This window comes from Actinoplanes sp. NPDC023714 (assembly GCF_040639855.1).
Lineage (GTDB): Bacteria > Actinomycetota > Actinomycetes > Mycobacteriales > Micromonosporaceae > Actinoplanes.
Genome location: NZ_JBFAAR010000003.1, coordinates 742,231 through 764,587 on the forward strand (window position 1 = coordinate 742,231; position 22,357 = coordinate 764,587).

20 protein-coding genes are annotated in these 22,357 nt (G+C 71.6%); 10 read left to right on the top strand and 10 right to left on the bottom strand.

All coding sequences use genetic code 11. The annotated features are described in order from the left end of the window. Positions 1-80: 80 nt before the first annotated feature. Together AB0G10_RS18750 and AB0G10_RS18755 are read right to left on the bottom strand one after the other, a co-directional pair. Complete coding sequence (locus AB0G10_RS18750) at positions 81-479, bottom strand: MmcQ/YjbR family DNA-binding protein (RefSeq protein WP_360922707.1); 399 nt, start codon at positions 477-479, stop codon at positions 81-83. Beyond that, complete coding sequence (locus AB0G10_RS18755; protein ID WP_360922709.1) at positions 409-1,296, bottom strand: S1 family peptidase; 888 nt, start codon at positions 1,294-1,296, stop codon at positions 409-411. Before AB0G10_RS18755 ends, AB0G10_RS18750 begins: the two co-directional genes overlap by 71 nt. Positions 1,297-1,402: 106 nt before the next feature. On the opposite strand from AB0G10_RS18755, the gene AB0G10_RS18760 reads away from it, so the two are divergent. Together AB0G10_RS18760 and AB0G10_RS18765 are read left to right on the top strand one after the other, a co-directional pair. Then, a complete protein-coding gene (locus AB0G10_RS18760; RefSeq protein WP_360922712.1) occupies positions 1,403-2,062 on the top strand; it encodes a response regulator transcription factor in 660 nt (219 codons plus the stop codon). Beyond that, entirely contained in the window at positions 2,059-3,129 is a 1,071-nt protein-coding gene (locus AB0G10_RS18765; protein ID WP_360922714.1) for a HAMP domain-containing sensor histidine kinase, read from the top strand. The genes AB0G10_RS18760 and AB0G10_RS18765 overlap by 4 nt, the downstream gene beginning before the upstream one ends. Positions 3,130-3,170: 41 nt before the next feature. On the opposite strand, the gene AB0G10_RS18770 is transcribed toward AB0G10_RS18765, so the two are convergent. The 4 genes from AB0G10_RS18770 to AB0G10_RS18785 all read right to left on the bottom strand — a co-directional run bounded on the left by AB0G10_RS18770 (position 3,171) and on the right by AB0G10_RS18785 (position 7,537). After that, on the bottom strand, positions 3,171-3,374 hold the full coding sequence (locus tag AB0G10_RS18770) for a cold-shock protein (protein WP_127550299.1): 204 nt from the start codon (positions 3,372-3,374) through the stop codon (positions 3,171-3,173). A 199-nt stretch (positions 3,375-3,573) separates the two neighbouring features. Then, positions 3,574-5,118 carry a DUF1561 family protein gene (locus AB0G10_RS18775; protein ID WP_360922718.1) on the bottom strand — a complete coding sequence of 515 codons (1,545 nt, stop codon included), beginning with the start codon at positions 5,116-5,118 and terminating at the stop codon, positions 3,574-3,576. Beyond that, on the bottom strand, positions 5,115-5,843 hold the full coding sequence (locus AB0G10_RS18780) for a prepilin-type N-terminal cleavage/methylation domain-containing protein (RefSeq protein ID WP_360922721.1): 729 nt from the start codon (positions 5,841-5,843) through the stop codon (positions 5,115-5,117). The genes AB0G10_RS18775 and AB0G10_RS18780 overlap by 4 nt, the downstream gene beginning before the upstream one ends. Beyond that, positions 5,840-7,537: a putative Ig domain-containing protein gene (locus AB0G10_RS18785; protein WP_360922724.1), complete on the bottom strand. Its 1,698-nt coding sequence runs from the start codon at positions 7,535-7,537 to the stop codon at positions 5,840-5,842. The genes AB0G10_RS18780 and AB0G10_RS18785 overlap by 4 nt, the downstream gene beginning before the upstream one ends. A 179-nt stretch (positions 7,538-7,716) precedes the next feature. On the opposite strand from AB0G10_RS18785, the gene mraY reads away from it, so the two are divergent. From mraY to AB0G10_RS18810, 5 genes are all read left to right on the top strand, one after another. Then, positions 7,717-8,820 carry a phospho-N-acetylmuramoyl-pentapeptide-transferase gene (gene mraY, locus AB0G10_RS18790; protein WP_360922727.1) on the top strand — a complete coding sequence of 368 codons (1,104 nt, stop codon included), beginning with the start codon at positions 7,717-7,719 and terminating at the stop codon, positions 8,818-8,820. Between the two features lie 1,092 nt (positions 8,821-9,912). Further along, entirely contained in the window at positions 9,913-10,305 is a 393-nt protein-coding gene (locus AB0G10_RS18795; protein WP_360922729.1) for a YciI family protein, read from the top strand. A 69-nt stretch (positions 10,306-10,374) separates the two neighbouring features. Beyond that, complete coding sequence (locus AB0G10_RS18800; protein ID WP_360922732.1) at positions 10,375-11,598, top strand: DUF6596 domain-containing protein; 1,224 nt, start codon at positions 10,375-10,377, stop codon at positions 11,596-11,598. A gap of 63 nt (positions 11,599-11,661) precedes the next feature. Next, on the top strand, positions 11,662-13,365 hold the full coding sequence (locus AB0G10_RS18805; protein ID WP_360922734.1) for a helix-turn-helix domain-containing protein: 1,704 nt from the start codon (positions 11,662-11,664) through the stop codon (positions 13,363-13,365). 162 nt (positions 13,366-13,527) lie between these two features. Beyond that, positions 13,528-13,938: a DUF3253 domain-containing protein gene (locus AB0G10_RS18810; protein ID WP_360922737.1), complete on the top strand. Its 411-nt coding sequence runs from the start codon at positions 13,528-13,530 to the stop codon at positions 13,936-13,938. 1 nt (position 13,939) lies between these two features. On the opposite strand, the gene AB0G10_RS18815 is transcribed toward AB0G10_RS18810, so the two are convergent. Continuing rightward, entirely contained in the window at positions 13,940-15,112 is a 1,173-nt protein-coding gene (locus tag AB0G10_RS18815) for a spore photoproduct lyase family protein (RefSeq protein ID WP_360922740.1), read from the bottom strand. An 86-nt stretch (positions 15,113-15,198) separates the two neighbouring features. On the opposite strand from AB0G10_RS18815, the gene AB0G10_RS18820 reads away from it, so the two are divergent. Beyond that, complete coding sequence (locus AB0G10_RS18820) at positions 15,199-16,014, top strand: TIGR03619 family F420-dependent LLM class oxidoreductase (RefSeq protein WP_360922742.1); 816 nt, start codon at positions 15,199-15,201, stop codon at positions 16,012-16,014. 19 nt (positions 16,015-16,033) lie between these two features. Here the strand turns inward: AB0G10_RS18820 and AB0G10_RS18825 are convergent, their stop codons facing one another. Next, the gene (locus AB0G10_RS18825; RefSeq protein ID WP_360922745.1) at positions 16,034-17,821 is read right to left on the bottom strand and encodes an alkyl sulfatase dimerization domain-containing protein; all 1,788 of its coding nucleotides are present in this window, start codon (positions 17,819-17,821) and stop codon (positions 16,034-16,036) included. A 274-nt stretch (positions 17,822-18,095) separates the two neighbouring features. On the opposite strand from AB0G10_RS18825, the gene AB0G10_RS18830 reads away from it, so the two are divergent. Next, positions 18,096-18,353 carry a hypothetical protein gene (locus AB0G10_RS18830; RefSeq protein WP_360922748.1) on the top strand — a complete coding sequence of 86 codons (258 nt, stop codon included), beginning with the start codon at positions 18,096-18,098 and terminating at the stop codon, positions 18,351-18,353. A gap of 129 nt (positions 18,354-18,482) precedes the next feature. Here the strand turns inward: AB0G10_RS18830 and AB0G10_RS18835 are convergent, their stop codons facing one another. After that, positions 18,483-19,946 carry a benzaldehyde dehydrogenase gene (locus AB0G10_RS18835; RefSeq protein ID WP_360922751.1) on the bottom strand — a complete coding sequence of 488 codons (1,464 nt, stop codon included), beginning with the start codon at positions 19,944-19,946 and terminating at the stop codon, positions 18,483-18,485. A gap of 91 nt (positions 19,947-20,037) precedes the next feature. Then, positions 20,038-20,826: an IclR family transcriptional regulator gene (locus AB0G10_RS18840; RefSeq protein ID WP_360922754.1), complete on the bottom strand. Its 789-nt coding sequence runs from the start codon at positions 20,824-20,826 to the stop codon at positions 20,038-20,040. A 51-nt stretch (positions 20,827-20,877) separates the two neighbouring features. Between AB0G10_RS18840 and AB0G10_RS18845 the strand changes: the two genes are divergently transcribed. Further along, a complete protein-coding gene (locus AB0G10_RS18845) occupies positions 20,878-22,332 on the top strand; it encodes an aldehyde dehydrogenase family protein (protein WP_360922757.1) in 1,455 nt (484 codons plus the stop codon). Positions 22,333-22,357 lie beyond the last annotated feature (25 nt).

Genomic DNA, 22,357 nt, shown 5'->3' on the forward strand with positions numbered 1-22,357 from the left:
GGGGCTCTCGGTTGCGTGTTGAGTTGGGGTGCGGATTGAACCGGAAGTCAACACGCGGTGTGGGGCACACCGGTGGATCATCACACGCGGGCGGCGAGGAACCTGGGGGCCATCTCGCGGTAGCTGTCGGTCAGCAGTTCGGCCATCTCCACCCAGTCGGTGTCGTCGTTCAGGACGGCGGCCGCCACGTTCGTGCCCCACGGCGCCCTGAAGAAGGGCGGACCCGAGGCGATCAGGCCGTCCAGGTCGTCGAGGGGGACGCGGAAGGTCAGGACGGCCGGGGGTTCGCCGGCGACCATGTGGGCGGCGTAGACCGGGAAACGGGACGGGTCGGGGACGTAGACGTGGGCCACCGTCCGTTTGCGGATGCGCCAGCGGAGGCCGATCCAGGCGGGCTCCTCGTAGACCTCAGGGAGCGCGAGACAGATCGGCCGCAAACGCAGCAGGATCTCCGGGGGCACGTCTCCGGGGCCGGACATGGGCCCGACGATAGCCGATGGCGACGAGGACGGCGGCAGCCACAAGAACGCCGGCCGCGGTCCACGGGCGCCAGGACGACGGCGTCATGGTGCCGGCTATCCACTCGCCGAGGTTGTCGACCCGGGCGCTGTAGTCCGGGCCGGGATGAGGGCAGCCCGGACCGGTGCTGACGACCGCCACCAGGGCGAGCGGCTCCTCCCGGAAGTAGGGGCCGCCGGAGTCGTGCGGGCAGGGGCTGGTGTCGGCGTGCGGGGAACGGCCGGAGGCTTCGAGCGTGGACTCGTTCACTCCGCCGACCGTGAACAGGCCGGTCTGCATGCGGCTCGGCGGGGTGCCGTCGGCGGTCAGGCCGAAACCGGTCAGGCGGAGGACTTCGCCGGTGATCGGGGCGGTGGTGGCGAGCGGGATCGGGGTGATGCCGGTGATCGGCGAGGCGAGTTCGGCCAGCGCCACGTCGGTGTGGGCGGCCTGGTGCACGGCGACGACGCTCACCTCGTACCCATGAAAGGTCTTCAAAGCGGTCCGTCCGATGATGGCGGTGGTCTTCTCGGCGACGGTGCGGCCGACCCGCTGCCCGGACGCGTCGCGGAAGCAGTGGCCCGCGGTGATCACCCAGCTGGGGGCGATGAGCGCGCCGGAGCAGGAGCTGTCCCTGGTGCCGCCGCCGTCCGCGGGCAACCCGGTCATTTCCAGCAGGACCGAGAAATCAAAGGCTCCGGTACGGGCGTCCGCGCCGTTCGCGATCGCCAGGGCGGGCCGGGGAGCGCTGAGAACGGCGGCCACCACCGCCAGGGGGACCAGAATCCGAGAGAGCATGCAGTCATGGTCGGGAGACGGCCGTCCGGCGACCGTCATCGGCTTCCTTATCCGCCGCTGACGGAAGGTGTGCGAGTCTGGGCGACGGCGGGGGAGGGGACGAGGAATGCGCGTGCTGGTGGCCGACGACGAACAACTGCTGGCCGACGCGGTGGCCCAGGGATTGCGCCGGCTCTCGATGGCGGTCGACGTGGTCTACGACGGCGACGCCGCGTTCGAACGGCTCGGCGTGAACCGCTACGACGTGGCGGTCCTCGACCGTGACATGCCCGGCCGTACCGGGGACGATCTGTGCCGCTGGGTGATCGGCGAGAAGCAGGACACCAAGATCTTGATGCTGACCGCCGCGGCCGGGATCCGGGACCGCGTCGAAGGGCTCGGCCTCGGCGCCGACGACTACCTGACGAAGCCGTTCGCGTTCGCCGAGCTCGCGGCCCGGGTGCAGGCGCTGGCCCGCCGCTCGGTCGCCGCGCTGCCACCGGTGCTCGAACAGGACGGGATCGTGCTGGACAGCACCCGGCACACCGCCTCCCGCGACGGGAACCTGCTGTCGCTGTCGTCGAAGGAGTTCGCCGTGCTGCACGTGCTGCTGCGCGCCGGCGGGCGGGTGGTCAGCTCCGAGGAGCTGCTGGAGCAGGCGTGGGACGAGCACGCCGACCCGTTCACCAACACGGTCCGGATGACGGTCATGACGTTGCGCCGCAAACTCGGCGATCCGCCGGTGCTGCACACCGTGCGCCGGGCCGGATATCGGCTCGGCGCATGACCCGGCGGATCCTGCTGCTCTGCGCGCTGCTGCTGGCCGGCGGGCAGTTCGCCGGGCCGATCGCCGACCGGGTGGTGACGCTCTGGTTCCAGTTCGGGCCGCAGTGGTGCCTCACCGAGCCGGGCCGGGTCCCGGACGGCGGCGCCTGCCTGGTCTTCTACAAGTATCCGAGCCTCACCGGCTACCTCGCCCTGCTGCTCGTGCTCGCAGCCGGCCTGGCCCTCTGCTACCCGCTCGTCCGCTGGTGCCTGCGCCCGCTGCGGGACGTCGTCGCGGTGATCGCCCACGTCGGCCCGCAGAACCTCGGTCACCGGCTGCGCCCCGGCCCGGGCCGGGACGAGCTGGCCGTGCTCGGCCGGACCATCGACGAGATGATGGACCGGATCGCGGTCGGCTACGAAGCTCAGCGCCGGTTCGCCGCCGACGCCTCGCACGAGCTGCGCACCCCGCTCGCGGTGCAGCGGACGCTGATCGAGGTCTCGATGGCCGGCGAGCTCACCCCGGACCAGCTCGACCTGCTCACCGATCAGCTGCTGTCCACGAACGAGCGCAACGAGCGGCTGATCGAAGGGCTGCTGACACTGAGCGAGAGCGACCGGGGCCTGGTGGCGCGGGAGCCGCTGCGGCTCGACGAGATCACCGCCGAGGTTCTGGCCGCCCATCGCGCACGGGCCGCCGACGCCGGGTTGACGATCGCCAGTCGCCTGGACCCGCGTACGGTGGTGGGGGAAAAGGTCCTGCTGGAACGCCTGGTGACCAATCTGGTCCAGAACGCGATCAAGTACAACCGGCCGGGCGGGACCATCGACGTCCGGGTCGGCGGCGAACCGGCGCTGGTCGTGGCGAACACCGGCGACGACGTGCCGCCGGAAGAGGTGGCCGCGCTGTTCGAGCCGTTCCGGCGGCGGGCGGCCACCCGGATCGACCACAGCGGCGGGGCGGGGCTGGGGCTGTCGATCGCCCGATCCATCACGCAGGCGCACGACGGGCTGATCACCGCGTCGTCGACGGGGAAGGACGGCTTGACGGTCGAGGTGTCGTTCCCGACGCCGGACGGCGGCCTCTGAGAGAGACCGCCGTCCGTTTCGCTCGGTTCCGCTTTCGAAGATCAGAGCGGGCGGATGTTCTCCGCCTGCGGGCCCTTCTGACCCTGGGTGATCTCGAACTCGACCTTCTGGTTCTCCTCGAGGCTGCGGTACCCGCTCGACTGGATCGCGGAGAAGTGGGCGAACACGTCAGCGCCGCCACCGTCCGGGGTGATGAAGCCGAAGCCCTTGTCCGCGTTGAACCACTTCACGACACCAGTAACCATGTCTGCTCCTTCGCAGGCTGTTCGAGATTGCACTATGCAACCTCGCACGCCGCGGCATTGATCACCCGCGCCGACAGACGAAAAAAGCGCCCGAACGGGTTGAGATCACCCATCAGGCGCCGAGAACGTCCACGGAAAATCAAAACTGCAACGCGGAGAGACTACCACGGCGGGTGGATCACCGAGAGCCCCTGGTTGCTCAGGATTCGATCAGGTCGGTCAGCGGCGTCGGCTTGCTGATGTTCGCGGGCGCGTTCCACTTCTGCAGCTCCGAGGAGTTGCAGGTGACGACCTTCACCTTGCTCGTGCCGTCGGTGTGCAGGTCGCTGCCGGGCGCCGTGTAGGAGGTGTCGGACTGCCGGGTCGGCTGCAGGCAGTTGCCCTTGTAGTCCTTGATCCGGTAGCTGGTCGCGTAGTCGCCGGTGTCGTGGTAGACGGTCCACTGCAGGTAGTTCTTGGCCTGCGCCGCCGTGGTCGAGCAGGACTCCACTGTCACCCAGGAGCTCGACGTGGCGGTGCCCGGCGACTTGAGGCAGTAGTTGTTGGCGCAGCCCTTCGCGGTCGGCGTCGAGCAGGCGCTGACCGAGTTGCTGGTGCTGGTGTAGTTGTTCACGATGATCGGGCCGGTGGCCGACACCTCCTTCTTGGAGGCGTCCGGGACCGGGTGCACCCACTGCTGGTTGAAGTCGACAACGCCGTTGGGCGCCTGCTTGCAGAACCAGGTGATCATGTACGTCGCGCTCATCGACTTACCGGTCACGTCGAGGCAGCGGCTGAACTGGGCATAGTTGACCAGCTGGTAGGTGTTGTCGCCGGCCATCCCCGCGCCCACGCCGGGGGCCGAGCGCCAGACCGTCTTGGTGGCGGAGGTGGTGCAGGTGCCGAGGGCGACCGCGCCGCCCGCCGTTCCCGGGCTGACGACGTTGATGCAGAAGTTCTCGACGGCCTTGGACGGGCTGGCCGAGTGGAACAGGCTGTTGCCGTCCAGGCTCCACTGGAAGGTCGACGTCGCCGGGGTGGTGGCCGGGCAGGGCTGGAAGACCAGCGGGTTGCCGTTGGCGTGGGTGGCGCCCGAGTAGAGGCACATCCCGTCGTCGGCGCCGGTCGACTCCGAGCCGATCAGCTTCAGGTAGAGGTCGGCCGTGTAACCGAACTGCTGGCGGCTGCTGCCGTCACAGGTCGCCATGACGAGCGCTTTGCCGGCCGCCGGGGCCTTGCTGGAGCCGGAGTCCATGCACTGGTTGCCCAGGGTCGAGCTGGAGATCCGGATCTGGCCGCCGGGGATGTTCGTGTTGCTCGTGGAGAAGACGTAGGTGGCGGACAGCGTGCGCTTGAGCGAGCCGACCGTGCCGACCGAGACGACCTTGGCGGTGGTCGGCACGTCGGTGACCGGGCAGGACAGCGCGGCGCCCTCCGCGTCGTAGTAGGTGACCGTCACCTGGTAGGCGAGCCGCTCGGAGGCGTCGGAGACCCCGGCGTCGCCGCTGAGGACGCACGGCGGCATGTTCTCCAGGTAGCCCTCGCGGGTCTCCACGTCGGCGGCGGCCCGGACCCGGGCCATCATCACGTCCATGCCGGCCTGGGCGGCGTCGAGCATGGTCGTGCGCTCGGCGATGTTCTTGGTGGCCGCGGTCTGCCGGACCACGAGCGGGACCAGGAACGCGGAGATCGACAGTACGACCGTGATGAGGAGCATCGCCATCGGCAGCGAGCCCTCGTCGTTGCGGAGCGTCGTCAGCCTCATGATGACGGCCTTCCCTTGCTGCAGTCGTTGTCGAGGAGTTCGCGGTTGTTGCCGAAGACGTTGTACGACGTGGTGTTCTGCGCCGTGAACAGCATGTCCACCGGCATCGTGACGGTCGCGTACTTGGCGGTGACCCGCAGCCGCAGCTGGCTGTGCTGCGGCACGTAGCCGGTGCCGGTGCCGGTGGTGCCCGCATCGGCCGTGGCGTACGGGGTGTCGCCGGGCAGGATGACGGTGAACGGGTCCACGCCGGTGCTCAGCGTCAGGTCGGTGGCGATCGTCATCGGCGTGCCGGGCTTGGTGGTGGCCGTCGGGTTCCAGGTCGCCAGCGTGAGCGCGCCGTTGCTGTAGACGAGCTGGCGGCAGCCGTTCAGGGTGGCGAACTCCAGGTAGTGGTTGCCGCCGACCTTGCCGGCCTTGGAGAGCCAGTTCGCGTACCGGATCTCCTTGTCGAGGCGCCGGAAACCGGTCTGGATCTGCTCCCGGGCGCTGGCCAGCCCGTCCGCGCGGTTGACGTTCGAGTAGACCTCGAAGAGCCCGCCCACCACCATCACCATCACGACGCTCATCAGCCCCATCCCGACCAGCAGTTCGAGCAGGGTGAAGCCGGCGTCGTCGCGCTCGTCCTCGGTCATGCCGCGGTCGAGATTTCGCCCCTCGGTCATGCCGCGGTCGAGATTTCGCCCCTCGGTCATGCCGCGGTCGAGATTTCGCCCCTCGGTCATGTCACGGTCCAGATGAAGGTCAGGTTGCTGGCGTTGCTGGACAGGCCGGTCGCGGTCGCGGTGACCGTGTACCGGCCCGCCGTGGTCGGCTTGCCGGAGATGACCCCGGTCAGCGCGTTGAAGGTGAGCCCGGCCGGCAGCCCGGTCACTGTCACCACCGGCGACAGGCCGAGCAGCGCGCCGTTCGTGGCGAGCGTCAGCGACACCGAGGCGTTCCTGGCGGTGGTCCGGTCGGGCGCGGTCAGCGAGGGCGCCGTGAAGATCAGCGAGCTCGTGGTGGTCACGATGATGGCGACCTCCTGGCTCGCGGTGGCGCCGGTGCCGTCGGTGACCGTGATCGTCGGCAGGAACCGGCCGGTCGCGGTCGGCTTGCCGGAGATCGAGCCGTTCTTGGCGTTGATCTTGACGGAGTTCCCGGTCGGCAGGCCGGTGGCGCTGTACGTGTACTTGCCGTCCCCGCCGATCCCCGCCGCGGTCAGGTCGACGGAGTCGCCCAGGGCGATCGTCTGGTCGGCGATGGTGGCCAGGGTGAGGCCGGGGTTGACGACGTAGGTGTAGGTCAGGGTCCCGGTCACGGCGTTGGCGTCGGCGATCGTGAACGTCACGGTGTACGTGCCGGCCGTGGTCGGCGTACCCGTGATGAGCCCGGTCTTCTTGGCCATGGTCAGGCCCGGCGGCAGGTTCGTGGCGGTGTAGCTGTACGCCGGCACCCCCTGCGTCCCGGTCGCCTGCAGGCTGACGGTCTCGCCGACGCGGCTCGTGGTGGCCGGCACGGTGATCGCCGGCGGCAGCACCACCTTCAGCGCGACCGGCTCGGTGTCGGTGCGGCCCTGGTTGTCGGTGACCGTCACGCTCAGGTTGGTGGTGCCGGCCACCGACGCGGAACCGGCGATGACGCCGTACTTGGAGATCGAGAGCCCGTCCGGCAGCTTGGGGCTGCCGGCCGCGAGCGTCCAGGTGTTGGGCAGATATCCGCCACGGGCCTCCAGCTGATACGACCCCTCCACGTTCCGGTAGAAGTAGACGGTCGTGGTGAGCACCGTGGGGGAGGCCCGGTGGAAGTCGAAGATCGGCTCGGAGGCGCGGGCCACGAGCGTCGAGGTGATGTACTCGCAGATGCCGCTGCCGCTGGTGCTGTTGCACGCCCGGTCCGGCCAGGTCTCGAGCACCACCACCCGGAAGAACCGCAGGATCTTGGTGGTGTCGGTCGGCGCGTCCGCGCCCAGCGGATAGACGCACTCGCCGTTGCTCGTCTTGATCAGATAGATCTCGCACGCCCCGACGTACACGTTCTGGGTGTAGGTGGTCCCCTCGACGGTGATCTGCTGCGCCGAAGTGGGGATCGGCGCGTCCTCGCCCTCGGTCGACGCGGCGTCGGTGATCGTCGAGTCGCCCTCGACCGCCATCGTCGCGAGGTAGACGGCCATCGACTGCGGCGCGGCGTCGAACTGCTTCTGGGTCGCGCTCTTGCTGCGCCCGCTGAGCAGCGCGCTGCCCTGCAGCCCGCGCACCTGCTCGATGGCGGTGTTGGCGACCTGGATCGCCGCCTGCCGCCCGCGCTGCGCGTTGACGTTGTTGAGGCTGGCGACGAAGAACGGGGTGGCGGCGAGCAGGGTGACGCTGATGATCGTCAGAGCCACGATGATCTCGATGAGGCTGAAGCCCTCGTCGCCCGCTACCGGCCTCTCCCGCATACTCCCCGTCCATCACCACGAGGCACCCGGCCGGCGGCCCGATGCCCTTCGTGCAGATGATCGGCACCTGGACGCAAGTGTTTAGGGTTAAGCCGGTCCGGGTCGGCGGAGGGCCGCAGCAGGGTGGCAAGATCTTGCCCCATGATCGTTGATGCCGACCTGGCCGTGGAGTCGCGCCCGTGAGGGCGGTCATCGTCGCGGCGGCGGTCGCGTTCGTCGTCTCGCTGCTCCTCACGCCGGTGGCGATCCGGGTCTTCAGCGCGCTCAAGGCCGGGCAGCCGATCCGCTCGCTCGGGCTCGCGTCGAACGAGGGCAAGAAGGGCACCCCCGCGATGGGCGGCGTCGTCTTCATCCTGGCGACCCTCGTGGCGTACGTCGCCGGGCACGTGGCCCTGACCACGCTGCCGGAGCGCCAGATCGCGCAGGAGAGGCCGACCATGACGGCCCTGGTCCTGCTCGGCCTCTTCGTCTTCTGCGGCGCGGTCGGTTTCGTCGACGACTTCCTCAAGGTCCGCAAGCGCAACTCCGACGGGCTGTCCGCCAAGGGCAAGCTGCTCGGCCAGGCGATCATCGGCACCGTGTTCGGCATCGTTGCGCTCTCCGCGGCGAGCACCAACGGCCAGACCGTGTCCAGCGAGTACATCTCGTTCATCAGGGACATCAGCTGGCTGGACGTCGGCAAGGTCGGCTCGGTCATGGTCTTCGTCTTCGTGATCACCGCGATGTCGAACGGCGTGAACCTCACCGACGGCCTGGACGGCCTGGCCACCGGCGCGTCGACGCTGGTGCTCGCCGCATACGCGGCGATCGGGTACTGGCAGTACCGGCACTGGTGCGCCGACGAGGCGTACGCCCGCGCGACCGACTACTGCTACCAGGTCCGCGACCCCCTCGAGATCGCCATGATCGCGGCGGCCGCCGCCGGCGCCTGCGTGGGCTTCCTCTGGTGGAACACCTCCCCGGCGCGGATCTTCATGGGCGACGTGGGCGCGCTCGGCCTCGGCGCCCTCATCGGCGGCCTCGCCGTGGCGACCCGCACCACGCTGCTCTCGATCCTGATCGGCGGCCTCTTCTTCATCATCACGATCACCTGGGTCATCCAGATCGTCTCGTTCCGCACCACCGGCCGGCGGGTCTTCCGCATGGTGCCGCTGCACCACCACTTCGAGCTGGCCGGCTGGAGCGAGGTCAACATCGTGGTCCGCTTCTGGACCGTGGCCGGCGTCTGCGTGGCGGCCGGCCTGGGCCTGTTCTACTCGGACTTCCTGAAAGCCGTCGGCTAGCAAGTCACCGAGGTCCCTCCACCCGGGTCAGCCCGCACCCAGCCGCCGCGTCGAGGCCTCATCCGCCTCCCGACACCGGCAGCCCGATCGAGTGATCGAACAATCTCGCTTCGTGGGGCACCATCTTCCGTGGAGGGGCCATGGATGATTCGGTGTGTCTGCCCAACGGCTGGGACGTCGCCGCGGCGGCGACGGCCAACTCGCAGCTGGCCGGTGTGCTTGCGGGTTTCGTCTTCACCGGCATCGTCTACCTGCTCGGCCGCCCCGACCTTCGCGACGTCCAGGCGATCACGTTGCTGTCGTCGGCCTTCGTCGTCCTCGCCTTCGACAGCTATCTCTACGGAGTCGTCGTCGGTGGTCAGGACGACGAGGCCTGCGCCCGGGTATGGCTGGAGTCGATGCCCGCCGGCGGCATGCTGGCCGTCGGGGGCGCGGCCGTCGTCACGGGTCTGTGCCGGCTGGCCGCCACGTCGGTGGAGCGTGCCGACGACACCGGGGATTCGTTCCGCCGGGCCGCCGGACACCTGCACCGGTTGACCCGGTTTCTCGTCTACGGCGTGACACTCACGGTCGCGCTGCTGCTGGTGAGCGCCACCAGTGAGTTCCTCGCCGTCTCTTTCATCGGTCCACCGCCGGGCTGGCTCAGCGGTTCGGTCTTCGTGATTCCTTTCGCCGTGGCCGCGACGGCGCTCTTCATCGAGTGGCTGAGGAGGCGCCGGGACAGGACGAGCGGTCACGCGCCGGCGTTCAGCATGTCGTTCTCGGTGGCCTCGTTCGCCATGGTCGGCTACACCGTGCTCGGCTCCATGCTGACCGGCGTCGTGACCGTCCTGTCCGACGAGCACTTCGGACCACCGCTGCCCGCTCTGCTGCTCACCGGCGGCCTGCTGACGGGCCTGGTCCTTCCCGGCGTGATCCTCGTGATGCTGACCTCGGCAGCGCCACGCCTGCTCACCGGCAGGGGAGCACCCCGCAGGCGAATCCCCGCCCCCGCCGGCCCCGTCGAAAAAATAGGGTGTCGACATCCGCATCCCCGCTCCGACGTACCCCATGAGCGACGGAACCACCGTCGCTCGCGCTGGGAGGACCCCGATGAAATACGTCATCCTGATCCACTCGAACCCGCAGCCCTGGGGACACCCGACGAGCGACTACCTGGCCGCCCATCAAGCTCTGCCGGAGGAGACCAGGAAGAGCCTGAACGCCGAGTTCGAGGACGTGATGGCCGAGCTGAGCGCCAACGGCGAGCTTCTCGGCGGCGAGGCGCTCGGCGCGCCCGGCGAGGCCCGGCTCTACCGCTGGCGCGACGGCGAGCCGCTGGCCGGCGACGGCCCGTACTCGGAATCGAGGGAGCACCTCGCCGGGTTCTTCCTCATCGACGTCGAGAGCCGGGAGCGGGCCGAGCGGGTCGCCGCGCGGTTCTCCGGCCCGGGCGAGACCGTCGAGCTGCGCCCGCTGATGTGGCCGGGCGGCGACGACCAGTGACCGATCAAAAGCCCGTGTGGCCGGGCGGCGACGACCAGTGACCGATCAAGCTTCGGGCGGCGACGACCAGTGACCGATCAAGCTTTCGAGCACGTGTGGCGCACCGAGGCGCCGCACGTGCTCGGGGCGCTGCTGCGCCGCTTCGGTGATCTCGGCGACTGCGAGGAGGCTCTCCAGGACGCCGCCGAGGCGGCGTCGATCCAGTGGCCGGTCGAGGGGATTCCGGACGCGCCGCGTGCGTGGCTGATCACCGTCGCCGGGCGCCGGCTGATCGATCGGGCCAGGTCGGAGACGGCAAGGGTACGAAGGGAAGCACTCGACGCGGCGCAACGGCCGGTGACGGTGAGCGAGGCGGCCGGCGCCGACCGGGACGACACGCTGCGGCTCTTCTTCCTCTGCTGCCATCCGGCGCTGACCCGGCCGTCGCAGGTGGCGCTCTGCCTGCGCTCGCTGGCCGGGCTGAGCGTGCCGGAGATCGCGGCCGCCTACCTGGTGCCGGTGCGCACCATGACGCAGCGCCTCAGCCGGGCCCGGACGGCGCTGCGCCAGGCCGGCGCCCGGTTCGACATGCCGTCGCCGGAGGAGCTGCCGGCCCGGGTCGCCGCCGTCCTGGACGTGTGCCATCTGGTGTTCACCGAGGGCTACACGCGGACGTCGGGGGAGTCGCTCATCGACGTCCGGCTCGCCGAGGAGTCGATCCGGCTGCTGCGCCAGCTGTCCGCGGCGCTCCCGGACCACGCCGAGGTCACCGGCGCGCTGGCCCTTACGCTGCTCACCCACGCCCGGTCCCCGGCCCGGGCCGACGCCGCCGGCGACCTGATCACGCTCGCCGATCAGGATCGGTCACGGTGGCGTACCGACCTGATCGCCGAGGGCGTCGCGCTGCTGGAGCGGACGCTGCCGCGCGGCCACGTCGGCCGGTTCCAGTTGCAGGCCGCGATCGCGGCCGTGCATGCCGAGGCCCGGACGTACGAGGAGACCGACTGGCTCCAGATCAGCGTGCTGTACGACATGCTCGGCGGGGTCGCCCCGAGCCCGGCCGTCACCCTCAACCACGCGGTGGCCGCGGCCATGGCGCACGGCCCGGCGACCGGTCTCGCCATGCTGGAGCCGCTGGCGGCCGACCCCGCCATGCACCGGCATCACCGCCTGCACGCGGTCCGCGCCCATCTGCTGGACCTGGCCGGGGACGCGGACGCCGCCCGTACCGAATATCGGCTCGCGGCCCGGCTCACGGCGAGCCTGCCGGAGCAGCGCTACCTCAACCGCCGGGCGGCCACGATCCACCGATAGCCGTCGATAGGTGTTTGTACACTCCGTCGTGGACCGGTGGACACGAGCCCGGAGGTCGCTGAGGTGGCAACGCGACGGGGAGAGTTCGGGGAACTGCTGCTGCAGCTCAAGGAGCGCAGCGGCCGCACCTACGAGTCGATCGCTCGCAGGGCGCACATCAGCAAGTCGGGGGTGCAGCGCTACTGCACCGGCCACTCCGTACCCGGCGACTTCGGCACGGCCGAGCGCATCGCGCGCGCGTGCGGCGCGACCGACCGGGAGCTGGCCCGCCTCTTCCGCACCTGGTCCGAAGCGGCGGCATCCGAAAGCCCGGCGCCGGTAAGCCCGATCTCCGGAAGCCCGATATCCGACAACGCGATCCCGGTAAGCCCGGCGCCCGAGAGCCCGGCGCCCGAAAGCCGGATATCCGGCAGCGCGACCTCCGGAAGCCCGGTGCGGGAGTCTCCGCGCTGGCGGCGGTTCACCTTCCCCTCCGCCGCCCTGCTCGCCACGGCCCTCGCCGTCGTGCTGTCGATGGCCGCCTCCGGCGGTCCGCCGCCACGCCCCGGCCCGTCCCCGACCGGCGCGCCGATCGCCGGCCCGGTCTGGACCCGCCCGGCCCAGCCGGTCCCGCGCGAGCTGTTCGGCGTGACGATCAACAGCGCGACCGGCACGATGCCCTCGTTCCGGGTGGGCGCGGTCCGGCTGTGGGACGGCGGCACCCGGTGGGCGGAGATCCAGCGGGCCCGCGGCGAGTACGACTGGACGGTGCTGGACCGCCTGGTCGGCGGCGCCGAGCGGGCCGGTCTGCCGGTCCTGTTCGTGTTCGGCGGCACGCCCGCCTGGGCCAGCCCGTCCGGCGCGCTGTCGGTCTATCCGGACGGCACCCGCGCCGCGCCGCCCGACGACCTCGCCGACTGGGACGCGTACGTGCAGGCCGTGGTCGATCGCTACCGGGGCCGGATCGAGGCGTACGAATTGTGGGTCTTCGGCAACGACAGCCGGTTCTTCGCGGGCACACCGGAACGGCTCGCCGAGATGACCCGCCGGGCGAGCACCCGGATCCGCAGCGCCGACCCGCGGGCGGTCGTGGTCTGCCCGGGCATGGGCGAGCTGTGGCAGCCTGCGGGCCGGGAGACGGTCACCCGCTTCGCCGCGGCGGGCGGCTACCGGCACTGCGACGCCGCCGGGGTCAAGCTGCATCAGCGCACCGCGGCCGACCCGCCCGAGACGTTGATCGAGCTGGCCGGCGAGATCGACAGGACGCTGCACGGCGCCGGGGTGCATCCTCCGGTGTGGAGTACCGGGACGACGTACGCGATAAGGCTCGAAAAGCCCCTCGACCCGATGACGGCGCGCGCTTATGCGGCACGCTTCTTCCTGGCCGGGGTCTACGCCCGGATCTTCAACGTCGAGCGCATGTACTTCTACAACTGGGGCGGCGAGAAGATCCCGCTGGTGCTGCAGCCGGACGGCGGCGCACCCACGCCGGCCGCCCTCGCGGTGGAGCGGCTGCAGGGCTGGCTGTCCCACGCGAGCACCCGCTCCTGCGGCCACGGCCCGGCGATCTCGATGCCCGAGGAGGTGTGGCAGTGCGAGTTCGCCGTCACCGAACCGGACCGCGGCTACACCGCCGTGATCCGCTGGGCCGTGCGCGGCACCGTCACCACCACGGCGGGCCCCCGGGCCGTGGCGGTCCGCCGGCTGGACGGCACCGGCGCCGCGCTCAGCCCCGGCGACACCGTCACGGTGACCGGCGAGCCGATCCTGATCGAGCAGCGAGGCTGAGCCGCCTCCCTTCCGCGGCGGAGGCCCCCCGTGTGGCCCCGCCTCGCCATCCAGCCTCGGCAGCGGGCGCGGGCCCCGCAACGATGCCCGGCCGATCTGGGACGGTGGGATGCCGGCCCGCCCGTGAGCAGCGGAAACCCGGCCGCCTGGGACAATGGCGGGATGGAGTCCCTGCGCCGGGAATTGGAGGCCGAGTTGGCGGCCGCGCGGGAACGCGCCCGCAGCGGTCCGGAGGCGGCCGCGGGGGAGCTCGCCTCCGGCGATCCGGCGGCGGCCGGGCGGCGGGTGCGGGACGCCGAGGTGGCGCTGGGGGAGGGCGGCGATCAGCGCGTCCGGCTGGCGGCCGCCATGCGTGCGCTGCTGTGGCATCGCCGCGCCGACGCCACCATCTGCCCGAGCGACGCGGCCCGGGCCGTCGGCGGTGAGTCGTGGCGGGAGCTGATGGACACGGCGCGGGAGGTGGCCGCCGAGCTGGCGCGGGACGGCGAGATCGTGGTCCGTCAGCGCGGCGCCGACGTCGACATCGCCACCGTGACCGGGCCGATCCGCCTGGCCCGCGGCCCGCGATGGTGAGTCAGGTCCAGTAGAGGATGCGGCAGCCGGGGAGCCGCCGCGCGATCTCGGCCTCGAACCAGCCGCGCAGGTCGGCCATGACCGGGGCCGGATAGACGTACTTGACCGCCCCGAACTTGCCGTGCTTGCGGGACCGCAGCTCCTCGTCCATCTCCAGCCGGGTGCGCGGGTACCAGCCGAGCAGCACGTCCTTGCTGCCCGGCGTGAAGCGGTGGGTGATCAGTTCGGCGGTCAGATCCAGATCGGGTACGCCGTCGACGGCCGCCGCCACCTCGGCGATGAGCTCGCCGTAGGCGGCCCGCCAGTCGTCGACCGGCATGATCGGCGCGATGGTGAGGCCGACCGGGTAGCCGTCGAGGGCGAGCCGGCGCAGCGCGGCCAGCCGGTCCCGCAGGCGGCTCGTGCCTCCCTCGAACCGGGTCGTCACCGGCAGGCAGTTGACGCTGAACCGCACCCGCGTACGCCCGTGGTGCGCGAGCCCGACGAACGTGTCCACGTCGTCGAACTTGGTGGTCCAGCGCAGCTGAACCGGTGCGTCCCAGGCGCCGAAGTGCTCGACGGCGCGCCGCCAGCTGCCGGTCAGGTGCTCCAGCGCGAGCGGATCGGTGTAGCAGGACGCCTCGAACGTCGTACCCTCGTGCTTTCTCGCCTGCCGGCGGCTGGTGATCGTGCCACGCCCGGCATAGTCGGCGAGCCCGCCGAGGATGTCGTCGAGGTCGGCGTAGACACGAGTGACCGGCGGCCCGGACAACGATCCGGCCAGGTAGCAGTACTGGCAGTGTGCCGGGCAGCCCTCGGCGAGGTCGAACCGCCAGTCCGCGCTCGGCGCGATCGGCTGCAGGCGGCGGCGCGACGGCGGGCTCACCACGATCGCCATGGTGCTCTTCGCCCGGGCGTACGTCTCCCGGTCGTTCTCACCCCGGATCCCGGTCAGCCGGGCGCTGCGCAGCCGCTCCACCTCGATGCCCTGCGCCTCGACCAGCGCCATGATCCGCAGGCCGTGCGGATGGTCGTAGGCCGGCGGCGTCGCCACCACCCGCCGCGGGACCCAGCGCCGGGCGGGGCGGGCCGGCGGCGCCACCTCACCGAGGTCGAACGTGGTCACCCGCTCGCCGCTGGCACTGTGCGGCGCCGCCGGCACGTCCGGGGCGAGGGGCCGGTCGAGGTCCGTCATGATCGGGTATTACCCCTGGCCGGACGGGCGTACCGCGGATCGGCCCGGGGCTTGAGATGGGCCCGCCCGTGTAGTTCGCTGATCACATGAAGTTCGGTCTGTACGGATTGCACCGCGACCGCAACGTCGATCCCGCCGTCCTGGCGCGGCGGGCGAGGCTGGCCGAGGAGGTGGGCTTCGAGTCGCTCTGGGTCGGCGACCACATCGCGCTCCCGGCCGGCGAGGGCAACCCACCGCGGCTCGAAGCGATGGTCACGCTGAGCCACCTCGCGGCCGTGACGAGCCGGGTCCGCCTCGGGGTCGGCCTGATCGTGCTGCCGCAGCGCCAGCCGGTCCTGCTGGCGAAACAGCTCACCTCGGTGGACGTGCTCTCCGGCGGCCGGCTCACGGTCGCGGTCGGGGCCGGCTACGTCGAGCCGGAGCTGCACGCCATGGGGGTGTCGCTCGCCGAGCGGGGCGCGCGCACCGACGAATATCTGGCCGCGATGCGGGCGCTGTGGGCCGCCGAGCCCTCCTTCACCGGCCGGTTCGTGTCCTTCTCCGGCGTCGTCCAGCACCCGGCGCCGGTCCAGCGGCCGCACCCGCCGATCGTGGTGGGAGGCCACTCCGCGGCCGCCTACCGCCGGGCGGTCCGGCACGGCAGCGGCTGGTACGGCTGGGGCCTCGACGTCGAGGAGACCGCGCGGGCGCTGCGCGCGCTGGCCGAGACCGCCCGCGCCGAGGAGCGACCGGCGCACCTCGGCGAACTGGAGATCACCCTCACCCCGCCGGGCCTGCCCGACCCGGCCACCGTCCGCCGCTACGCCGACGCGGGCGTGCACCGCCTCATCATCGAACTCGAAGGAATCGACGACGACGAGGTCGACCGGGTCATCACCGCGGTCGGCGAGAACCTGGTCTGAGCGGCCTGACCAGAGCCGGTCACGGGGTGACGATCGGGAAGGCCGGGTCGGGGGTGTCCAGCACCGCCATGAGCCGGCCGAGCGCGTCCGGGTCGCCGGTGTGCCGCAGGTCGCCCACCTTGTGGCCGGCGAGCAGGCCCAGCAGCTCGGGCTTCGTCAACTCCAGCGTCAGGTCGGCCGGGACGCCGGTGCGCGGGTTCACCGTCTGGATCAGGGCGCCGTTCGACAGGCTGGTCCGCACCACCTCGCCGCTGTCGGTGAAGTTCCAGACGATCACGAGCCGCTCCTCGGCCGCCCGCAGGCCGTTCACCCGGACCGCGAGGGTGTCGAAGAGCTGCTCGACGGAGAGCGCCGCCGCCATCCCGCCGCCGATGTCGAGGGCCGGCGGGGTGATGCCCTCGCGCAGTTCGAGGGCGCCGGCCAGATAGAAGCCGCGCCAGGTCGCGTTTTCCGACCCGTACCCCAGAGCGTCGTAGACGTCGGCGAGCGCGGCCTTGGCCGCGGCAGACTCGGGCGCCGCGAAGACCGCGTGTTTCAGCAGCTCAGCGGCGAATCGGAGATCGCCGGCGCCGGCGTAGGCGCGGGCCTTGGCGAGCACCGTGTCGAGGCCGCCGATCGTCTCGACGTAGCGGACGGCCTGGGCCTGCGGCGGATGCTGCCACAGCGAGCTCGGGTGGCCGTCGAACCAGCCGAGGTAGCGCTGGTAGATCGCCTTGACGTTGTGGCTGACCGAACCGTAGTAGCCGCGCGCGTGCCAGGCCTCGTCGAGCGCCGGCGGCAGCTGGATCTCCTCGGCGATCTCCGGCCCGGTCAGACCGGAATTGAGCATGCGCAGGGTCTGGTCGTGCAGGTAGGCGTAGACGTCCCGCTGCTCGGACAGGAACCGCACGGCGTTGGCGGTGCCCCAGGTCGGCCAGTGGTGCGAGGCGAAGGCCACGTCGGTCCGGTCGGTGAACAGCTCGATGGCCTCGTCGAGGTAGCGCGCCCAAATGCGGGCATCACGGACGAGGGCGCCGCGCAGGGTCAACAGATTGTGCAGATTGTGGGTGGCGTTCTCGGCCATGCAGAGCGCCCGCCGCTGCGGGAAGAGGAAGTTCATCTCGGCCGGGGCTTCGGCGCCGGGCGTCAGTTGGAAGATGATGTGTACGCCGTCGACGGTCTCCTCCTGACCGGTATGGGTCACATCGAGCGTCGGCGCCAGCAGGCCGATCGCGCCCTCCGAGGTGGCGATGCCGAGCCCGGTGCTGACCTGCCCGGCCGGGCTGCGGTCGAGGAACGCGCCGTACATGTAGTTGGCCCGCCGGTTCATCGCGACGCCGGCGTAGACGTTCTCGGACACGGCGTGGTCCATGAACCCGGCCGGCGCGAGGATCGGCACGTCCCCGGCGCCGTCCGGCAGCACCCCCAGCACGCCGCCGAAGTGGTCGGCGTGCGAGTGCGTGTAGATCACGCCGGTGACCGGGCGGTCGCCGCGGTGCCGCCGGTACAGCGCGATCGCCGCGGCCGCGGTCTCCGTCGAGATCAGCGGGTCGATCACGATGACGCCGGTGTCGCCCTCGACGAGGGTCATGTTGGAGAGGTCGTAGCCGCGGACCTGGTAGATCCCGTCGGTCACCTCGAACAGCCCGTGGATGAGGCAGAGCTGCGCCTGCCGCCACAGGCTCGGGTGCACGGTGTCCGGGCGCTCGCCGTCCAGGAACGCGTACGGGGTCAGATCGAAAACGGTCCGGCCGTCGGCCGCTTTGATCACCACGGGATCACCGGCGTCGATGAGTCCGCGCCGCGCGTCGTCGAAATCGGTTGTCATGTCGGATCCTCCTGTCGACGGTGGGTCTCGACGGCGACCGGCTCCCCCGGTGATCAGCGACGTTGCCGGGATCGTCCGGCTTCGGCCCGGCCTCGGTCGGCACGCTCCGCCTTCGGCCCGGCCTCGGTCGGCACGCTCCGCCTTCGGCCCGGCCTCGGTCGGCACGCTCCGCCTTCGGCCCGGCCTCGGCCGGCACGCTCCGCCTTCGGCCCGGCCTCGGCCGGCACGCTCCGGCTTCGGCCCGGCCTCGGCCGGCACGCTCCGCGAGGTCTGGGTGATTGCGCTGGTCAGCGTCGTGGCCATCGGCCCGGTACGGGCGAACAGCGACCCGGCGGCGGCCGGCACCATCCCGGGAATACAGGCCGGGCGGCGGACCGGAACCGCCGATGGAATGCTGAGCAGCCCCGGTGACGAACCCCGCGACGGCGTCCTGGCGGGTGGGCCGTCCCGGTCGCGCCATGCCCCGAGCTTCGCCGGTCGGCACCCGGAGGCGGATCACTCGCAGCGGATGACTCGAGCCGCCGCCGGCTGAGGAGATCGCCCGCGGGCTGCGGCCTCACGCAGCGGCGCCGCCCACCGGCTGGGGTGGGCGGCGCCGGCTGGCCGGGGTGGGGACGCAGGCCGGGATGGGCGGCGCGCCGCGGAGGATCGGAGTGGAGGGTCAGAACGGATAGGTCGCCGGCTCGCCGCGCATGGTGATCCAGCGCGTCTCGGTGAACGCCTCGATGTTGGCGGCCGGGCCGCCGAAGCGGGAGCCGGTGCCGGAGGCGCGGACGCCGCCGAACGGCGCGTTGGCCTCGTCGTTGACCGTCTGGTCGTTGATGTGCACGATGCCGGTCGGGATCTGCTCGGCCACGGCGAGCCCGCGCATCACGTCGCGGGTGACGATGCCGAGGGAGAGTCCGTACTCGCTGGCGCCGGCCAGGGCGACGGCCTCGTCCACCGACGACACCCGGGTGATCGGTGCGACCGGGCCGAACACCTCCTCGGCGAAGGCCGGCGCCTCGATGGGCACGTCGGCGAGCACGGTCGGCCGGTAGAACAGCTCCTCGTACGACCCGCCGGAGGCGACGACGGCGCCCTGCCCGGCGCTGGCCGTCACCAGCCGGTGGATCTTGTCGCGCTGGCCGGCGTCGATGATCGGGCCGAGGGCGACCTGCTCGGTGGCCGGGTTGCCGACCGGCAGCTTGCCGGCCTTGTCGGCGAGCCGCTCGACGAACTGGTCGTAGATCCGGTCGGCGACCAGGTGCCGGCCGGTCGTCATGCAGATCTGGCCCTGGTTGAAGAAGGAGCCCCAGGCCGCCAGGTTGACCGCCGCGTCGACGTCGGCGTCGTCGAGGACGAGCAGCGCCGAGTTGCCGCCGAGCTCGAGGTGCGCCCGCTTCAGGTGCCGGCCGGCGATCTCACCGATCCGGCGGCCGACCGGGGTGGAGCCGGTGAACGAGATGACCCGGATGTGCGGGTCGGTGACCAGCGCCTCGCCGACGTCGGCGCCGCCGGGCAGCATCTGCAGCACGCCCGCCGGCAGCCCGGCCTCCTCGAAGATCCGGGCCATCAGGGTGCCGCCGGTGACAGCGGTCCGCGGGTCCGGCTTGAGGATGACCGCGTTGCCGAGCGCGAGGGCCGGCGCCACCGACCGGATGCCCAGGATGATCGGCACGTTGAACGGCGAGATGACGCTGACCACGCCGGCCGGTACCCGGCGGGCCATCGACAGCCGCGGCTGCTCCGACGGCAGGAGCTCGCCGTACGGGCGGCTCGGCAGCGAGGCCGCCTCGTAGCACTCCTCGGCGGCGACGTGCAGCGCGAACCCGGCCATCCCGGGGACCGCGCCGACCTCGCGGATGTTCCAGCCGCTGATCTCGTCGGCGTGCTGCTGCCACAGGTCGCCGGCCCGGCGCAGGACGGCGGCCCGGGCCGGGTGCGGCAGGGCCGCCCACTTCCGCTGCGCCTCGGCGGCACTCGCGCCGGCCTCGGCGACGTCCTCGGCGGTCGCGAGGCCCATCCGGCCCAGTTCGGCGCCGGTGGCGGGTTCGACGACCGGGTAGTCGCCGCCCCGGCCGGTGGTCCACTCGCCACCCTTGAAGATCTTTCCTTGCCAGTCGACGCCGTCGAGAAGTCCCACAGCGGGCTTCCTTTCTCCCATGAACGTGCGACGACGGTAGAAGCCCGGTGTGACGCGGGCAACATGGCGTTCGCCTGGCCGAAACACTTTTTTAATTTCCCGAACGATGCCCCAGCCTCTGCGAGATCTCCCGGGCGGTGCGCCGCAGATGCGGCTCGATCTGGGCGGCGAGCGACTCCAGCGAGTGCGGCACGGCGCTCAGGTGCACCGCCACGTTCACTGCCGCGATCACCTCGCCGGTGCGGTCCCGGATCGGCGCGGCGAACGAGCGCAGCCCGGGCGCGAGCTCCTCGTCGTTGACGGCGACGCCGGTCTGCCGCACCTCGGCCAGCGCCGCCATCAGCTCCTCGCGGTTGGTGATGGTCTTCGGGCCGCGCCGGGCCATGTCCGAGCGCTCCAGGATCTGCCGCAGCGCCTGCGGGTCCTTGTACGCCAGGATCGCCTTCCCCATCGACGTGCAGTAGGCCGGCAGCCGCGAGCCGACGTGCAGGTTCAGGTCGATCGCCAGGGTGTTGCGGCGGCTGCTGCGGCGCCGGTCGACGTAGACCACGTCCCGGCTCTCGCAGACCGCCATGCTGACCGTGAAGCCGGTCTCGTCGGCGAGGCTCTGCAGCAGCGGCGCCGCGACCCGGGTGAGGTCCATCGACTCGATCGCGGCGAACCCGAGGTCGGCCACCTTGGGGCCGAGGAAGTACTTGCGGGTGTCCGGGTCCTGCTGCACGTACCCCAGGTTGACCAGGGTGGCGACGTAGCGGTGCGCGGTGCTCTTGGTGACCCCGGCGACCCGGGCCAGATCGGCGACGCCGAGCGTCGGCCGGCCGCGGCTGAACGCGGACAGGATCGCCAGGCCGCGTTCCAGCGAGGCGGAGAAGTCGGTCATGACCGAAGGATAGGAGAGGGTTCGAGATATCCGAACGGTATGGTGTGGCCCGTGGACGAGGTACGTCATTTCATCGGGGGAACGTGGGCGGACGCCGCCTCGGGACGCACCTACGACAACCGCTCACCCTGGTCCGGAGCGGTGATCGGCGCGGTCGCGGCCGGCGACGACGAGGACGCCCGGCGCGCCATCGACGCGGCCCACCGGGCGTTCGGGGAATGGTCGCGGGCGGCCCCGGCCCGCCGGCAGACGGTCTTCCTGCGCGCCGCCGACATCCTGGAGGGCCGGCGGGCCGCCGTCCGCGAGGCCCTGGCCCGGGAGACCGGCTGCGGCGCGGTCTTCGGGGAGATCCAGGTCGACTTCGCGGTGAGCCTGCTGCGCCAGGCCGCCCAGCTCGCGTACCAGCCGGTCGGCCAGCTGCTCGCCTCGGACGTGCCGGGCACCCAGGCCCTCGCGGTGCGCCGGCCGGTCGGCGTGGTCGGCGCCATCGCGCCGTGGAACGCCTCGCTCTCGCTGAGCGGCCGCGCCATCGCCGGCCCGCTCGCGCTCGGCAACACCGTGGTGCTCAAGCCCTCCGAGGAGGCGCCCTGGACCGGCGGGGGGCTCTGGGCCGAGATCCTGCACGAGGCCGGGCTGCCGGACGGCGTCCTCAACGTGGTCACCCACGCGCCCGGCGAGGCCGGCGTGATCGCCGACGCGCTGCTCGCCAGCCGGCGCGTCAAGCGGATCAACTTCACCGGCTCGACGCCGACCGGCCGGCGGCTCGCCGAGAAGGCCGGCACGCACCTGAAGCGGGTGGTGCTGCAGCTCAGCGGGCAGAACCCGATGATCGTGGCGGAGGACGCCGACGTCGACTACGCGGTCGAGGCGGCGGCGTACGGCGCGTTCCTGCACCAGGGCCAGCTGTGCATGTGCGCCCGGCGCATCTATGTGGCCCGGGCGGTCGCCGACGAGTTCCTGACGAAGTTCGCCGCGAAGGTGGCCGCGCTGCCCACCGGCGACCCGGCCGACCCGGCGACCGTCGTCGGGCCGGTCATCAACGAGTGGGCCCTGGCCATGCTGGAGCGCCGGGTCAAGCAGGCCGTCGACGCCGGCGCGCGGATCCTGGCCGGCGGCGAGGCGCAGGCCCCCTGCTACCCGGCGACCGTGCTGGCCGACGTACCGGCCGACACCGAGCTGGCCGAGGTGGAGACGTTCGGGCCGATCGTGACGGTCGAGGTGGTCGAGTCCGCCGAGGACGCGGTCGACCACGCCAACCGCTCCGACCTCGGCCTGGTCGCCTCGATCATCTCCCGCGACGTGCCGGGCGCGATGCGGCTGGCGGCCCGCCTCGAGGTGGGCATCGTGCACGTCAACGACCAGACCGTCAACGACGAGCCGCAGATGCCGTTCGGCGGCGTGAAGGACACCGGCTGGGGCCGCTTCGGCGTCGGCGTGGCCGCGGAGGAGTTCACCGAGCTGCAGTGGCTGTCGGTCCGCGAGCAGAACCGCACGTTCCCGTTCTGATCGTTGCGGGCCGGCGCGGAGGTGA